Annotated in this window: 15 protein-coding genes; 13 read left to right on the top strand and 2 right to left on the bottom strand. The window is 43.9% G+C overall.

The annotated features are described in order from the left end of the window. Window position 1: 1 nt before the first annotated feature. The 8 genes from AB6E85_RS10410 (at window position 2) to AB6E85_RS10375 (ending at window position 6,813) form a co-directional block, all read left to right on the top strand. Complete coding sequence (locus tag AB6E85_RS10410) at window positions 2–904, top strand: type II secretion system F family protein (protein WP_050621443.1); 903 nt, start codon at window positions 2–4, stop codon at window positions 902–904. After that, the gene (locus AB6E85_RS10405; protein ID WP_372142551.1) at window positions 901–1,743 is read left to right on the top strand and encodes a type II secretion system F family protein; all 843 of its coding nucleotides are present in this window, start codon (window positions 901–903) and stop codon (window positions 1,741–1,743) included. The genes AB6E85_RS10410 and AB6E85_RS10405 overlap by 4 nt, the downstream gene beginning before the upstream one ends. Before the next feature lie 11 nt (window positions 1,744–1,754). Further along, entirely contained in the window at window positions 1,755–2,492 is a 738-nt protein-coding gene (locus AB6E85_RS10400; protein ID WP_372142549.1) for a tetratricopeptide repeat protein, read from the top strand. Beyond that, the gene (locus tag AB6E85_RS10395) at window positions 2,479–2,961 is read left to right on the top strand and encodes a TadE family protein (RefSeq protein WP_372142547.1); all 483 of its coding nucleotides are present in this window, start codon (window positions 2,479–2,481) and stop codon (window positions 2,959–2,961) included. Before AB6E85_RS10400 ends, AB6E85_RS10395 begins: the two co-directional genes overlap by 14 nt. Continuing rightward, a complete protein-coding gene (tadF, locus tag AB6E85_RS10390) occupies window positions 2,951–3,508 on the top strand; it encodes a tight adherence pilus pseudopilin TadF (protein ID WP_372142681.1) in 558 nt (185 codons plus the stop codon). Before AB6E85_RS10395 ends, tadF begins: the two co-directional genes overlap by 11 nt. Before the next feature lie 10 nt (window positions 3,509–3,518). Next, a complete protein-coding gene (locus tag AB6E85_RS10385; RefSeq protein WP_372142679.1) occupies window positions 3,519–5,066 on the top strand; it encodes a TadE/TadG family type IV pilus assembly protein in 1,548 nt (515 codons plus the stop codon). Between the two features lie 8 nt (window positions 5,067–5,074). Next, window positions 5,075–5,713 (top strand): OmpA family protein, encoded by a 639-nt coding sequence (locus tag AB6E85_RS10380; RefSeq protein ID WP_372142545.1) that lies wholly within the window; start codon window positions 5,075–5,077, stop codon window positions 5,711–5,713. A 158-nt stretch (window positions 5,714–5,871) separates the two neighbouring features. Further along, the gene (locus AB6E85_RS10375) at window positions 5,872–6,813 is read left to right on the top strand and encodes a diguanylate cyclase domain-containing protein (protein ID WP_372142543.1); all 942 of its coding nucleotides are present in this window, start codon (window positions 5,872–5,874) and stop codon (window positions 6,811–6,813) included. Window positions 6,814–6,887: 74 nt separating this feature from the next. Here AB6E85_RS10375 and AB6E85_RS10370 read toward each other — a convergent pair whose 3' ends face one another. Next, the gene (locus AB6E85_RS10370) at window positions 6,888–8,147 is read right to left on the bottom strand and encodes an adenylosuccinate synthase (protein WP_059019623.1); all 1,260 of its coding nucleotides are present in this window, start codon (window positions 8,145–8,147) and stop codon (window positions 6,888–6,890) included. A gap of 365 nt (window positions 8,148–8,512) precedes the next feature. Between AB6E85_RS10370 and AB6E85_RS10365 the strand changes: the two genes are divergently transcribed. The 4 genes from AB6E85_RS10365 to AB6E85_RS10350 all read left to right on the top strand — a co-directional run bounded on the left by AB6E85_RS10365 (window position 8,513) and on the right by AB6E85_RS10350 (window position 13,394). After that, the gene (locus AB6E85_RS10365) at window positions 8,513–9,385 is read left to right on the top strand and encodes a LysR family transcriptional regulator (protein WP_372142541.1); all 873 of its coding nucleotides are present in this window, start codon (window positions 8,513–8,515) and stop codon (window positions 9,383–9,385) included. Between the two features lie 276 nt (window positions 9,386–9,661). Beyond that, window positions 9,662–10,657: a CDF family Co(II)/Ni(II) efflux transporter DmeF gene (gene dmeF / locus AB6E85_RS10360; protein ID WP_372142540.1), complete on the top strand. Its 996-nt coding sequence runs from the start codon at window positions 9,662–9,664 to the stop codon at window positions 10,655–10,657. Continuing rightward, window positions 10,635–11,051 (top strand): MarR family winged helix-turn-helix transcriptional regulator, encoded by a 417-nt coding sequence (locus AB6E85_RS10355; protein ID WP_059019630.1) that lies wholly within the window; start codon window positions 10,635–10,637, stop codon window positions 11,049–11,051. Before dmeF ends, AB6E85_RS10355 begins: the two co-directional genes overlap by 23 nt. A gap of 618 nt (window positions 11,052–11,669) precedes the next feature. Further along, window positions 11,670–13,394: a methyl-accepting chemotaxis protein gene (locus AB6E85_RS10350; RefSeq protein ID WP_372142677.1), complete on the top strand. Its 1,725-nt coding sequence runs from the start codon at window positions 11,670–11,672 to the stop codon at window positions 13,392–13,394. Between the two features lie 143 nt (window positions 13,395–13,537). Here AB6E85_RS10350 and AB6E85_RS10345 read toward each other — a convergent pair whose 3' ends face one another. Further along, window positions 13,538–13,777, bottom strand: coding sequence for a PAS factor family protein (locus tag AB6E85_RS10345; RefSeq protein ID WP_004733935.1), 240 nt, complete (start codon window positions 13,775–13,777; stop codon window positions 13,538–13,540). A gap of 239 nt (window positions 13,778–14,016) precedes the next feature. Between AB6E85_RS10345 and AB6E85_RS10340 the strand changes: the two genes are divergently transcribed. After that, the gene (locus AB6E85_RS10340; RefSeq protein ID WP_372142538.1) at window positions 14,017–15,015 is read left to right on the top strand and encodes a DHH family phosphoesterase; all 999 of its coding nucleotides are present in this window, start codon (window positions 14,017–14,019) and stop codon (window positions 15,013–15,015) included. The last annotated feature ends 243 nt before the right edge of the window (window positions 15,016–15,258 follow it).

The following is a 15,258-nucleotide window of genomic DNA, read 5'->3' as shown; positions in this document are numbered from 1 at the left end:
CATGCTTTGGGTTTCATTAATCCTGTTCGCGTTTGTGCTGCTTTTGATCCGAGATTCCAAGGTCAAAAAGGTTTACCAATTTTTCAATATCGAAGAAGCGGAAGCTGAAAACTTTAATGCGATTAACGTGAAGTCATTGGTACGTAAGCAGGGCTGGCAAAAGTTCAAAGATTCCATCTCGCCAACATTAATGGTGTTGGGCCCGAGATCGTCGTTGTACATCGCCTTATATATAACGGGCAGCCTTATCGCGTCTTGGTACATCGTTACTGATCTACTATCAATCACCAACTCTTGGTTGGTACTGGGTTCATCTTTGATGTTTACCTTTTTCGGCTATCGTTTTCTGGTCACAAGAAGGCGTCGAGACTTTGAGAACACGTTTCCTGATGCGCTGAATATCCTGATGAGTGCCGTCACCGCGGGTGACAGCTTAATGCAAGCCATCAGTTATGTCGGCGATGTCATGCACAACCCGATTGGCCGTGAGTTTAAGCTTATGGGAGAGCGACTGAAGTTAGGAGAATCTCCCGAAGTTGTGCTTCAACGATCGTGTAAAAACTATCCGTATCCAGAGTTTCTGTTCTTTACCGTGACGATCAGGGCGAATATTGCTCGAGGCGGGCAACTCAAGGGGGTGTTAGCGCGGTTAATTAGAGTGCTGGTCGATTCTAGAACACTAGAGAAAAAGAAAATGGCGATGACTTCGGAAGCTCGAATCTCCGCCAAAATCGTTGCGGCCATTCCTCTGATTTTTATGATTATTCTTAACTACGTTAACCCTGAGAATGTGGATTTTGTTCTCTACGATCCAGAGGGAAGAATCGTATTGTTTTACGTATTGGGTAGTGAGCTTTTCGGTTTGTTTATTGTTTGGCTTTTAGTCAGGGGGGTACGCGCATGATGGTACTGGCTTCCCTAATTGTGTTGTTTTTTTCGCTACTCTTTTTGATTATCGACTCTATTCGTAAAGAGCAGCGACATAAGACAGTTGCGCTCTATATTGGAGACAACTCGGCTCGTGCTCCTTCTCGCGTTAACCGTTTTTTCGTTCGTTTTGGTAAAGAACATCGCCATGAACTCGAGCAAAAAATGATCGAGGCGGGCTACTACAACACTGAGTGGGCGAAATTCTATTTCCCTGCCAAGTTACTGGTATTGGCGTTGGTTTCTGGGTTGGTGCTCTTGGGGGATATGACATCAACCAACAAACTGGTCGTGGTTATTTTCGCGCTGATTGGCGTCATTGTCGTTCCAGATACCTTGTTGCAAATGCGACGTAAGATGTTGATCAGTAGAACCTCTGCTCAACTGCCGTATCTGCTAGACATGATGTCGGTATGTGTGCAAACCAGTATGACGATTGAAGCTGCATTGGTCTATTTGGGAAAAGAGTTGGCTGAATTTGACTCAGACCTTTGTTATCAAATTAAACGCACATCGGACTCGGCGAAAATACACGGACTGGAAAAGGCGCTCAATGATCTGAGTGAACGTATCCCGACGCCACCAGTACGAAGCTTCGTACTGACCATTATCCAGAACCTGCAATACGGAACATCCGTGGCGAGTGTGTTAAGTGATCTCGCTGAAGACATGCGAAAAGTTCAAATTCTTACCGTTGAGGAAAAGGTGGGTAAGCTCTCTGCGAAGATGAGTGTGCCTTTGATCCTCTTCATTATGTTTCCGATCGTTATCTTGATTCTCGCACCGAGCATCATGCAAATGACATTGAACATATAGGGGAATTACCAGTGATTGGAAAACGTATCTGTCTCATTGGTCTAGCGCTTAGTGTGTTGGCCGGCTGTCAATCAGCACCGTCACAACAAGACTTGCAGCTTGCCGACGTCACGAGCATGGAAAAAGTGCATAACTATGACGGCCTCATTAGCTATTACAAGGCTGAATTGGCACAAGGCTCCGAAGATCCAGAGGTTAAAGAGAAACTAGCTTGGGCATATTTCCATAAAGGGGATATCGAGTCGGCTGACTTCTATGTTCAACACTTGCAAAAAGAGGGAATTGAAAATCCCAACTTGTACCAGTTAGAAGGACAAGTGTTTGATGCAAAGAATGACATCGAAAGTGCAATCGCTGCTTATGTAACCTCTGTGGAAGCGGGAAATACAACAGGTCAGATTCACGTGTTACTCGGCGTATCATATACCAAAGTTGGAAGATTCGATGAAGCGTACCAAGAGCTTAATCGAGCCCGTTTACGTGGCTACGACGATGTCGTTGTTAAGAACAACATTGCAATGATTCAAATGGCCAATGGCGAGTACCAACAGGCGATTGAAACGTTAGCTCCGGTTTTAAAAGAAGAGCCGGCAAATAAGATCGTTAAAGCAAATCTTGCTATCGCGCTGATGAAAACTCAACAAATCGATTCGGCCAAAAAGTTACTCAAAGGCGATTTCTCAGCAGAAGAGATCCAGAGTATTGCCGCTGAATTAACTCAACTAGGAGTTAACGATGAAGCGTCTTAACAAACAGAAAGGAGTCACGGCGATTGAGTTTGTGTTGGGTGCGCTTGTTCTGTTTTTCGCTACCTTTGCGATTTTCGAATCGAGTTATCAGATCTATGTCGTGAACATGACCGAGTATTCGCTTAGAGAAACCATCAGGAATACCAAAATATATGAAGGTAAAGGGATCAACGAACAGTACGAGAACAAGTTCAGATCGTTAATTGAAGACGATGACAATCTATGGAGTTTTCTAATTGATAGCTCAAGGTTCTCTATCGCAGGTCAGTACTTCAAAACCTATGACGATTTTATCGCGAACAGAGGGCACTCAGATCAAGGTTTGAACTTCAATTACGACTTAGCCGAAATGACTGTCACTTATCGTTATACACCTGTGATTAAACTCACCGGTGCCGCTGACAGCGATATTTCACGCACCATGGTTTTGAACTTAGAACACGAGGGGTGGGAAGATGATGCTCCGTAAGCAACTTGTGCATTCTAAAAGGCGCCAGCAAGGTTCGTACACCATTGAGTTAGTTTTCATTCTTGTGGCCTTATGGGGCGTTTATCTGTTTGGAGCGGACTTGAGCTATCAATTGCTCGCGCGCGCCAAGCTTGATCGATCCAGCTTTGCTTTAGTCAATGTTATCAAAGAGCGCACTCGTTATTTTGAAGCCGATGTGTTGGCAGGAAAGAACTTAGCCGTGACTAACACTGAGTTACTAGAGATGACGAAAGTGGCAAGCCGAATGCTCAATACACCAGTAGACAGTGTGGGGATCAAGATTGAGTCGTTGACCAATAAAACGAATGTTGCTGAGTTCACATCAAGCAAATATAGAAGTTTAAATTGCCAAACGGATTCGATTCTCGCGCATGCAGATCTAGCTCCGGTGGAGAAGGGCGTTGTTTATCCACTGTACCGAATCAGCCTCTGTGAAGAGCAAAGTTCTTGGTTCAAACCCTTCTTCAACGGTGGCACCAGTACCACGGTTAAGATTGGCTCTTCTTCAATAATGCCTGGGAGATAATGAAATGAAAATGCAGCATGACCGCCATATCAATCGCCAGCATCTCAGTCTCCAAAGACAACAAGGGGTAGCAGCGGTTTGGATGGGTTTATTGCTCGTGCCAATCATGGGCATGACCTTTTGGGCGGTTGAAGGCACACGTTATGTTCAAGAAACCAGCCGATTAAGGGACTCTGCAGAGGCGGCGGCGATAGCGGTGACCATTGAAGATCAACAAGATCAGGCTGGCAGGCTAGCAACCAAATATGTCGAAAACTATGTGCGTGACATTAAATCAACCAACCTCTCTGCAGACCGGTTCCACCAAGCGGAAGACGAGGGCGCAGGGGTTCTTGAATACATTCAATACACAGTGAATGCTAAGACCACGCACGACTCTTGGTTCGCGAGCAGCTTTATCCCTTCATTTGATCAGCAACAAGATTTGGCGGGGCGTTCATTAGCGAGAAAGTACCCGGTTTACTTGGGTGATAACAACATCGACATTGTGTTCGTGTCGGATTTTTCTGGTTCTATGGATGAACGATGGGGTTCTAGTCGACATAAAAAAATCGACGATTTGAAAACGGCCATCGACGAAATATCAAACAAGATCCTTTGTACGTCGATTGACCAAGACTATGTCGGTGGAGAAGTGTGCGATGAGCCAGGAGAAGACACAACCGGAGATAAGCTTCTTAACCGAGTTGGCTTTGTGCCTTTTAACGTTCGAACGAGGGAAATCGTTTCGGGAAATCAAGCGCGAGCTACAAGCCAGTTGAGCTACAAAGACAACTATAAAACGAATGTATCACCATATTCCTACAACGATGTTGACTGGGATTACTGGCGAACCTATTCGGAAGATGATGTGCTTGATTGTGCGTACTGGAAATCATATTGCCCTAACCCAAAATCGGACAACCAAAAGTACGCTAAGCGTATCAAAGATGTGATGAGTCTCGATCGTTACCTTGTTGCCGATGTTTACGACTATGTAGATTTATCGACATCAGTGTCGACCATGTTTACTGACAAGTCAGGGTTAAAGCCTGATTTCTATGGTGTGAGTGGAGCAAAACTATTCAACGCGCATGGTTCTTCAAATTCATCGCAGTTTTCCAACATTCAGCTATCGAACAAGCTATCAGATTTAGACCCGATTAACTCGATGTGGGCAGACGGAGGTACAGCGGCGTTTCAGGGTATTTTGAGAGGCTCTCAAGTTCTCCATGATGGTGACCCGAACAGTTCCGATCAAGAAGAACAACAGGCTTACAACAAGAAAATCAAGATGCTACTGATTTTGAGCGACGGGCAGGAGAGCCCTAATAACGGCATCCTAAAAGGACTTGTCGACAGAGGCATGTGTGACAAAGCAAGGAATGAAATACCGGGCTTATACATAGGTGTTATTGGTATCGATTTTCGAGCATCTCAACAAAGTGGTTTTCAAGACTGCGTTGTCGATCCAAATGAAGACATCATTGATGTATCTAACCTCGATGAATTGATTGAAAAGATAGAAGAACTCATCCGTAAAGGCTCAAAAACAAGCGGAATCACTAAGTTGTACTAGAGGAAAATATGAAAAAGTTAATGATCGGTTCAATCGTCATATCGACATTGCAATTTAGCCTTGTCGCCCATACGGAAGAAGGCATCAATGTCTATTGCGACACTGCGTTCAGTGAATATCAACATAGTGTTAGGGTTGATGATGTCGTGGGTATCGCGCAACACAGACAGGGCTTTTTACAAATTGAACAGCCGTCTGATAGCAGTGAGTTAAAACAAGCCTTGGCAAGTCAATCTAATCTAAGTACGAACCAATCCGGCTGTAAGACTTGGATCAGTAACCGAGAGCGTCAAGGGTTGTTGGCCCGTCTTCATTTTGGTTTTGATCAACATAACTTAACGCCGATGGGCAGCAAAGCATTGCGTCAGCTCGCAGCTGAGCTAAAGACTAACGGCAGTTCGATTACAGTTGATGGCCACACCGACAGCACAGGCGCAGAAGGTTATAACCAAGCGCTGGGCATGCAAAGAGCGCTTACGACGTCGGATGGCTTAATCGCTGACGGTGTCGAGAAAAACCGTCTTGTGATTCGTTCATTTGGTGAAAGTGAACCTATCGCGTCTAACGCAACGCCAGAGGGTAGAGCGAAGAACCGGCGCTCAGAAATTTGGGCCTCTGCGAACGATGCCGCTGAAGTAGAAAATTAAGATTTAGGGTTTGGTTGTTGCTTGGTTCTGCTTAGTGCTTGGTTGTTGCTTAGTACTAGGTAATAACCGCCCTAGATTGTCGCTCTTGGGATTTTTGTTACAACGTATACTAATGAATATTCGATTAAGTTTAACTGTCTGATACTAAAGAAATATTAATGCTTTTTGATAAGTTCTCTTCTGAAGGGATGCAAAGGAATATCGATGTCGATACTTGGGTATCTATATTGGATAACATACGAGACATAATGGATGCGTCTAATGCAGGCATCATCATGATCTCTGATTTGAGTTGCTCTGGTTCTGAGAGTGTGTGGAGCTCGTCAAACATATCGTGCAACCAACATAAGAGCAAAATTAGCCTCTTTTGTGAGTATGTGCATAACGAAAATCGCACGGTCTATTTGAGTGGTCACGCTGGTGGTGATTCCGTTTCTGCGAATGGTAAGGATGCCTATAAGTCTTTTTGCGGGGTTCCTGTTAGGGATATAGATGAAGAAGTGTTTGCGGTGCTCTTGGTGTTTGATTTAAGCCCAACAACGTATACCGAAAGCCAAGTTAACTTGATTGAGAACATATCGACTCTATTGCGTTCTGAAATCCTGTTAAAAGAAGAGAGCAGGATTTTATACAAAAACAGTCACTTTGATATCATGACGACGCTGCTTAATCGAAGGGGCTTTTTCCATGAATTCAACAAAGCAAACATCAGCGATGGAGAGGTTGTTTGTTTGTATTTTGATTTGGATAACCTGAAATACATCAATGATACGTATGGTCACTTTAAAGGTGATGATTACATATCTGGCTTTGCGTCATGCATTAAAAATAATTCAAAGTACAACACGATATCGGCGAGAATTGGCGGTGATGAATTCATTGTCGTCATACACTCAGAAGAGCCGGGTTATGCTCGTGAGTTGGTCAAAAAAATTCACGCTGAATTCCATGATTTCATTGAAGGCTTTCGTTGTGATGATGAGGTTTCACTCGGCTTTTCATATGGTTGTGGTATTGCAGACTCCCGAAACTTCAATATCATTAATCTAATAAAGTCGTCCGATGAAAACATGTACCTCAACAAGAAAAACAAGATTTAGATGTTTGTGACAGACATAAAAAAGCCCACGGAATGTGGGCTTTGATGTAGATGTGGGTGTAGTAGTCTTCTAAACTAAGCTCGAATGATCATTTGTTCGCGCTCTGGACCTACTGATACCATCACGATTGGAACACCCATCAACTCTTCGATACGAGTAACGTAATCTTGTGCTGCTTGAGGAAGACTCTCAAACGTGCGGCATCCCGTGATGTCTTCATCCCAGCCAGCCATATCTTCATATACAGGTTTTAGTTCAGCCGTTTGTGGCCAAATTGGGTTCTCTGTGTGCTCACCTGAGTAAGCGGTACAGATCTTAAGTTCAGACAAACCAGACAGGCAATCGATCTTAGTCAGTGCGATTTCCGTTGCAGCTTGCAGATCAACACCGTTGCGAGTTGCTACCGCGTCGAAGTAACCCATATCACGTGGGCGGCCTGTTGTTGCACCGTATTCGTTAGAGCTTTCGCGGAAGCTGTCTTGCTCTTCCATTGCTGTTACTAGCGTGCCAGTACCAACAGACGAGCTGAACGATTTAGCAACAGCAATAACGCGCTCAGGGCGAAGGGCAGGTAAACCGCTACCAATGCCTGCATAAGCTGCAGTTACATTCGAAGACGTTGTCCAAGGGTATTCACCGTAGACAAGGTCGCGACCTGCGCCTAACTGAGCTTCAAACAGTAGGTTTGCGTCTTGTGATTGCAGTGCTTTAAGCGGCTCAGTTACGTTGCAGATGAACGGGCGCCACGCTTTAGTTACTTCAAGTAGCCATTCTGTCATTTCAGATGCAGTCTGAGAGAAGTCACATTGAGGGTATAGCGCTTTAAGCTGAGGCATCTTCCAATCAAGTAGGAATTGAATACGCTGCTCTAAAATCTCAGGTTGATTCAGCCAACCGACAAGAATGCCTTTTTTCATTACACGATCGCCGTACGCTGGTGCAATACCTTGACGTGTTGAACCGTAAGCGCCATCGCCCAAACGCTCTTCTTCAAGCGTATCTTCAAGAGCATGTAAAGGGAGACACAGTGTCGCACGATCGGAGATTGCCATTTTCACTTTGATGCCAGCAGCTTGTACTTCTGCAATCTCTTCAGTTAGCGCAGCTGGGCTGATCACCATGCCAGGGCCAAGAACCGCCGTACAATCAGGATTAAAAATACCACTAGGTAGTTGGTGCAGTTTGAATGTACCGAAGTCATTTACCACAGTATGACCCGCATTGTTTCCGCCTTGAAAACGAATGCTAGCAGAAGCTTGGTCTGCTAAAAAATCGACGATGCGGCCTTTGCCTTCATCACCCCAGTTTGCGCCCACAACAACGATAGATGGCATAATTTTTCTCCTAACTGATTGAGAAATCATATTAGGCCTACAAGGTGGATAAGAGAAATTAATTATCTTTATTATCTTGATAAGGATTCCATATATCCTTAAAGTCTTAAGCTATAAACGAGATTCCCTATCACGTTCGTTCCTCACTGTAGGGAATGACGATGTGAGGGTATTCTTTACTTTAGTGAATGGCGATGATTAGCAGAGAAACGTCAAAACAATCGTCATTCCAGAACAGAGGAACGAGGTATCTGGAATCTCAAACCACAAGCGAGATTCCCTATCGCGTTCGTTTCTCACTGTAGGGAGTGACGTTGGGGCATTCTTCATTTTTTGGGAATGAAATAAGTGACACGAGAGAGGACATGATGCTCGATATTAATTTGTTGAAGACGTTTGTGACGCTTGCGGAGTACAAGCATTTCGGGAAAGCGGCCAATGCACTGCACATGACACAACCCAATGTGAGTTTGCACCTAAAACAACTGGAACAACAAACGCGCATAAAGTTGATAGAGAGAAGCCCTTTTCAATTGACTCAAGCGGGTGAACGGCTATTGGAAACAAGCCAAAGAACGCTACTCGAACTGCAGATTTGTCAGGCTGATCTCAATGCCATTAACGACCTTAAAATAGGGACGTTAACCATTGCCGTAAGTGACATCATTTCTCGATTCTTGCTAATTCGCCCTTTCCAGAAGTTCAAAGCGCAGTATCCCGGTATTGACCTTACGCTCTTGAATACCACCTCATCTCAGGCATCGAGTTTAGTTAAAAATGCTCAAGCGGATATTGGTTTTGTTATCGCCAAAGAGCAGCACAACGAGTCATTGTATTTCACTAAGCTGCAAGAGCTTTCTTGGTGTGCGCTTGGCGATGGTTTTAACATCCAAGACTCTGATGCAGAGCTCACATTGATTCTACTGGGTCATGATACGAGAACCCGCGACTTCATTGATGAAGGTTTACCGAGTCTTAATCTCCCGAATTACAGGGTGATGGAAGTAGGGAGTGTCGACGCTCAAATCGATTGGGCAGAAGCCGGTTTTGGCGTGGCGATTGTCCCGGAGTTCGCGGTATCAACCAAGCAGCATCTGCATTCGAAAGTGACACCGTTGATGAACTTTTCTAGCACCAGCCTTGGTTATATTGTTAGGCAGAACCAAGTCTTGTCGAAAGCGACCAAGCAGTTGTTAGGGTGGGTGAATGATGAGATTATTTCATTGCAAAACGAATAAATACAATCATTAAGTTTGATTTAATTAGCCCACCTCGCGTGGGCTTTTTTGTCCCTGCAAAGCCTCGTTTTTACTGAATCAATAAGCGCTGGAATAATCTAGAACGCACCATCAACTATTCGTCCCGCAAATCAGAGTTTCAAAATTCATCGTTGACAAAGTTTGACAATCAAACTAAATTTCAATTAATTACTTTGATTCTCAAATTACTTGTCAATCAAAGGGTTTTTATTAACAACGATAATCTAACCACAAACATCAGCTAAGGACGCCATTTTGAGTTTTCCAACACGTCACCAACACAACTTTTCTTCACACAACAGTCAAGGTGAGAAACGCACGTTCTATGTCCTGTTATTGACCGTCGTTACAATGGTTGTTGAGATCGTTGCGGGCACTATTTACGGATCGATGGCATTGCTTGCCGATGGTTGGCACATGGGTACGCATGCTGCAGCGTTTGGTATCACTTTGTTTGCATACCGATATGCGAAGAAACATGCCGAGAGCGAACGTTTCTCTTTCGGTACCGGTAAAGTCAGCGTGTTAGGGGGCTACACCAGCGCGATTGCATTGGGGATTGTGGCATTACTGATGCTGGTGGAATCGGTACATCGCTTGTTTAACCCGCAAGCAATTCAGTTCAATGAAGCGATCATCGTTGCTTGTATTGGTTTAACTGTGAATGTGGTGAGTATGTTTTTACTTGGCGATCACCATCATGATCACGGACACGAGCATAGCCACAATCATAGTAAGAATCACGGTCATTCACATAGTCATGATCACGACAGCGAGCATGGTCATAAACATGGTGAGCACCACGGACACCATCATGATCACAACCTACGCGCAGCCTACATGCATGTGTTGGCGGATACTCTAACTTCGCTGCTTGCGATTGTCGCGCTGTTATTTGGTAAGTTTTACGGTTGGAATTGGTTAGACGCAGCAATGGGAATGGTTGGCGCATTCGTGATTGCCAAGTGGACGATGAACCTTATGAAACAAACCAGTCCAATCCTACTTGATGAGAATATCGACCAAGATTATCGTGACTCAGTGACAGAAACCTTAACGCCCTATGCGTCGGTCACCGATTTCCATATGTGGAAGGTGAGTGGGCATCACTACTCAGCAGCGATTACTCTTGAATCAAACAGTGATAAAACCGTCTCTGAATATAAACAAATGCTCGCCAAGTTTGATAAGATTAATCATCTTACTCTTGAAGTGCATTCAAACGACCATGCGAAATATAGAACAGCTTAACCAAATACTGACTGAGTTCTACGATAAAATGTCTTCGTGGGAGCAGTCTGTTGTCAAAGAGACGGGTTACTCCCTGGCTCAAGTACACACCATTGAAGTACTTGGTATGCATGGCGCGTTAAGAATGAAAGAGCTCGCTGAAAAGTTGGGCATCACCACGGGTACACTTACTGTTCAAATCGAAAAGTTGGTTAAAGCCGAATTGATTGAACGCCATGAACACCCAACGGACCGTCGTGCAATTGTGGTGGCATTAACTGATGAAGGTCAGAAGATCCACGTTCACCATAACCAGCTTCACTTGAATTTGGTTAATGAGCTGACGCAAGAGATCGAAGAAGACGAGAAAGCGGTGTTATTGAAGTGCCTAACCAAGATGGTGAAAGCGTTTTAGTCAGCCTTAAGTTCGCAGCCTAACTAATTAGCTGAAAAGCTATTGATTAAGAAATCCAAAAATGGACCTGACTCGAATTGAGTAGGTCCATTTTTTTTACCATTTACGATCGACTGTACAATCACCAATCGATGGATTCACCGTTTAAAAATCAAGTCAAAACCTCCAATATTGCTCTTTTTTCTTGCTCCTCTGATGAGCCAAAAAAGTGTCATTTCCAATCCTAAGGTCAATAATTGCCCAAAGTGTTTTAATTCAAAGCCTTACATAGCAAGGTGTTCAAGCCTTTACGCTCCGTCAAATAGCTGTCTCTCACTTTTATCATTCAACTAATGTACATGTAATAAATTTGTGTTATTGATAAATTTAACTTTAGTTGGCTGTTTCATTTGCTGTTTAAATGCAATTAAGAACGTCATAGCTAGTGGACTTAGAAGCCACAGTTTTAGACGCTCATTATCGATATAAAAACCATAACAATAATCAGGTCGCGCAAGTTGGATATCCATTCTTTGATGCGATTTATTTAGATACTCATAGTTAATTTAGTAAAGACGAGCCACGTATATGAACATAAAGAAAAAGCTCTATTCGTTGGGGATGTTCTCCATCTTCGGCATGATTTCACTGTTGTTTACCACATCACAATTTGCAGACACCACCGCTCAAATGAGCGAAGCCAAACAAATAACCAAAGAACTTGAAGTGCGTTTGCTCAACCTTCGCCGTAACGAGAAAGATTTCTTACTGCGTAGCGATATGAAATACCTCGACAAGTTCGACGTAAACTACAACAAATTCTTAGCGTCTGAATCTGAGCTAGATACAGTGCTCAGTGATTTAGGTTTAGCCAACAGCACACACCTACGTGAAGACATCGAAACTTACCACACCAGCTTTGTTAATCTAGTAAAAGCGAGCGAAGTCTATGGTCTAGCACGTGACAAAGGCCTGCTAGGCGAGTTTCATGTTTTACTCGATAACATCAGCGCGACAGCCAGTGCTGAACAAAAAATCGAACTTTACCTGTTCAATGACTTAATTGAGAAGGGGGAGTTTGACCCGAGTGTTCTTTCTATAACTTCAAATATGAGTAACTCAGCGGCTTTGATAGACGCTGCTCGCCAAGTGGTTGAACAGAAGCGCGTGATTGGCTTGAAGCATAACGAAGGTCTGCTTGGGCAAGCTCGTTCTAGTTCACACGCTATCGAGACGCAGTTTAAGGAGTTCTCGGCGGTGCTAGACCAACAAACGCAGCAAGAGATGGACAAACTATCGCTGATCAACAACATCCTTTGCGTCACACTGCTTGTGTCGATCATTCTGTTCAGTTGGTTAATCGTCCGTTCTATCATTGGCAAAATTGAGTCACTGCTTTCGGTGATCCGTAATATCGTTAATTCAAACGACGTGTCTATTCGTTCACATCTAGATGGTAAAGACGAACTCAGCACGCTAGGTCAATACTTCAACCAACTGTTGGATCAACTTGAAGGGCTTATCGCGGCATCGCAATCCAAATCACTGCAACTCACGCAAAGCACGTCAAACATGCATGATGAGCTAGAGTCAGTAATCAAACAGTTTGAAGTTCAAGCAAATCACACCTCTACAATGACAACCTCAGTTCAAGAGATGGTACTCACCATTGGCGAGATCTCTGAAAGCACATCGGTTGCGGCTGAAGGTGTACATCAAGCGAAAGTGAATGCCGATAAAGGCCGTGAAGTGGTGGTTGAAACCATCAGCAACATCACCCAGTTGTCTGAACGCCTTTCAAGCAGCCAAGATTCAATCAGCTCACTGAACCATCATGTTGACCAAATCGGCGATGCAGTAAATATCATCCAAGGCATTGCAGAGCAAACTAACCTATTGGCATTGAACGCAGCAATTGAAGCAGCACGTGCGGGTGAACAAGGTCGTGGCTTTGCGGTAGTTGCCGATGAAGTACGAGCACTAGCAAGCAGAACGCATCAATCGACCACAGAGATAACCTCAGTGGTGAGTGCAATCCAAAGCCAGATGCAGGCGTCGATGACAGAGATTGGCGAGTGTAATCAACAAGGTCAACTAACGCTGAAAGATTCGGAAGAGCTGGATGCAAGCTTGCAACTTATCTTGAGTGATATGGAAAGCATTCAAGGCAATTCAGAACGTATTGCCTCAGCGATTGAAGAGCAGGGCGCAGTAATGGCGCAAGTGAGCGACTCAATCACTGAGCTGAACACTATCTCGAATGACAATAACGCTTCGGCGCAGCATTGCTTAGTTGAAGTGGACAAAGTCGCAGAACAAGCGAACGACATGGACCAAGCGGTCGCACAGTTCAAGACTTCGTAAACATTCAGAAGGAACTAAACCAAAGGCGTGGATCATCTGCGCCTTTTTTGTATCAGAAATTCAGTTAGATAAAAGACAAGAATAAAAAAACGGCCCGATCTGGGGGAAGATCTGGGCCGTTATATTACGTATTTAAAGGGGAATTACTTATTTCGGCCTTCCAGCACATCCAGTGCCAGTTCAACCGCTTTATCAATATTGTCACATCCCGCTAACTTACCTGAGCTGATAGGACCAAGCACATTAGCGTATAACGAGAGCTGCTTGTTAAATGGCAGGCTCAACTGCTCATATAAACGCTGGCGAATCTCGGCATGTTGCTCAGGAGCGTGAGCAGCAAGGCTTTTCAAAGTGTCATAAACAAGAGTGGTGGTAGTGTTCATTCGTCTCTTTATCATTAAGTGGGAGGCGCTTATTTTATAATCTTTTCGTATTCGTTTACTGTGATATAAGTCATACAATATTATTAATGTGTTTATCTTTTGAATCTAATGAGAATAAGGCATTCCAAAATAGACTTAAGTATCTGTGAAATATAACTAAAATAATGACAGACTATCGAACACACAAACGAATTGGCGCGTTTCTGGCAAACGGTTAAATCTATAGGAAGAGGAACAACATGCACTACGACGTATTCAACGGAGACGCAGATGGCATAATCGCGTTGTTACAGCTGCGATTAAGTGAGCCAAGAGAGAGCGTGCTCATTACTGGTGTAAAGCGTGATATTAAGTTGGTCTCTCAAGTTGTTATTCAAATGATGGAGCTGGGCAAGCAAGGCGATGTGTCTTCCGTGACCGTTTTAGATGTATCGATGGAGAAAAACCTGCCTGCACTGCACTCACTGCTAGACGCCAACATTAATGTATTTTATTGCGATCACCACCGAACAGGGGATGTCCCAACTTCTGAGCATTTAGATACTCTGATTGATACCGCGGCAGAGAGCTGCACGAGCTTGCTGATTAACCAGAAGCTGAATGGTGCGCATGTGGCTTGGGCAATCGCAGCTGCCTTTGGCGACAATCTAAAAACGGTGGCGGCGCGGCTAGCGGATGAAAATGGATTCGCTCAATCTCAAAAAGAGTTTCTAGAAGAGCTAGGTACCTTGGTTAACTACAACGGTTACGGTTCGTCACTGAGTGATTTGCATTTCACGCCAGCTGAGCTCTACAAAACCCTTTATCAATACCCGAATCCGTTTGATCTTTTGGATGATAAAGACTCTGTGTTTTATCGACTACGAGCTGCTTATCAAAATGATCGCCAGCAGTTAGCAAACCTTGCTCCTGTTTATGAAAGTGAAGTCTCACGTGTGTTTGAACTACCAGGTGAGACTTGGGCAAGGCGCATCAGTGGCGTATTTGGTAATGAAATCGTTAATCAAGATCCAAACCGAGCGCAAGCAGTATTAACGAAAAACCAAGGTGGCGAGTCTTACACGGTAAGTTTACGGGCACCATTATCAAACAGAACGGGTGCAGACGAAATTTGCTCAAGTTTTGCGACTGGCGGGGGACGAAAAGCAGCGGCTGGAATTAATCAACTTAATGAACTTGATAAAGTGAATTTTATTTCACTATTGGATGCATATTATTCATCTGGTACTGAAGGTTAACTGAAAAACTCCCGAGGTATACATTTAAAATTCCACAAATTCTTACTCCTATATTCCGTTATACGTGTGTATTGCTAGCACATGTATGATGGCTATATCTACGCTATTTTAGTGATGTCACTCGCAATGGTATCTGGTCTGAGGTCAGTAATTACGGCGTGTTTGGGGTGAATTTTGCCGATTTAAAGTTCATTTTTTCCTATTGGTGATTTTTTATATTTTTGGTTAATTATCTTAGTGAAT

The organism is Vibrio sp. 10N.247.311.51 (assembly GCF_041467855.1).
Classification (GTDB): domain Bacteria; phylum Pseudomonadota; class Gammaproteobacteria; order Enterobacterales; family Vibrionaceae; genus Vibrio; species Vibrio coralliirubri.
Note: the sequence above shows the minus strand (reverse complement) of the source record. Positions and strands in the feature narration are given on the sequence as shown.

Coding starts and splice junctions, on each gene's coding strand:
- AB6E85_RS10410 (WP_050621443.1), top strand. CDS start 2: ATGCTTTGGGTTTCATTAATCCTGTTCGCGTTTGTGCTGCTTTTGATC.
- AB6E85_RS10405 (WP_372142551.1), top strand. CDS start 901: ATGATGGTACTGGCTTCCCTAATTGTGTTGTTTTTTTCGCTACTCTTT.
- AB6E85_RS10395 (WP_372142547.1), top strand. CDS start 2,479: ATGAAGCGTCTTAACAAACAGAAAGGAGTCACGGCGATTGAGTTTGTG.
- tadF (WP_372142681.1), top strand. CDS start 2,951: ATGCTCCGTAAGCAACTTGTGCATTCTAAAAGGCGCCAGCAAGGTTCG.
- AB6E85_RS10385 (WP_372142679.1), top strand. CDS start 3,519: ATGCAGCATGACCGCCATATCAATCGCCAGCATCTCAGTCTCCAAAGA.
- AB6E85_RS10380 (WP_372142545.1), top strand. CDS start 5,075: ATGAAAAAGTTAATGATCGGTTCAATCGTCATATCGACATTGCAATTT.
- AB6E85_RS10375 (WP_372142543.1), top strand. CDS start 5,872: ATGCTTTTTGATAAGTTCTCTTCTGAAGGGATGCAAAGGAATATCGAT.
- AB6E85_RS10370 (WP_059019623.1), bottom strand. CDS start 8,147: ATGCCATCTATCGTTGTTGTGGGCGCAAACTGGGGTGATGAAGGCAAA.
- AB6E85_RS10365 (WP_372142541.1), top strand. CDS start 8,513: ATGATGCTCGATATTAATTTGTTGAAGACGTTTGTGACGCTTGCGGAG.
- AB6E85_RS10355 (WP_059019630.1), top strand. CDS start 10,635: ATGCGAAATATAGAACAGCTTAACCAAATACTGACTGAGTTCTACGAT.
- AB6E85_RS10350 (WP_372142677.1), top strand. CDS start 11,670: ATGATTTCACTGTTGTTTACCACATCACAATTTGCAGACACCACCGCT.
- AB6E85_RS10345 (WP_004733935.1), bottom strand. CDS start 13,777: ATGAACACTACCACCACTCTTGTTTATGACACTTTGAAAAGCCTTGCT.
- AB6E85_RS10340 (WP_372142538.1), top strand. CDS start 14,017: ATGCACTACGACGTATTCAACGGAGACGCAGATGGCATAATCGCGTTG.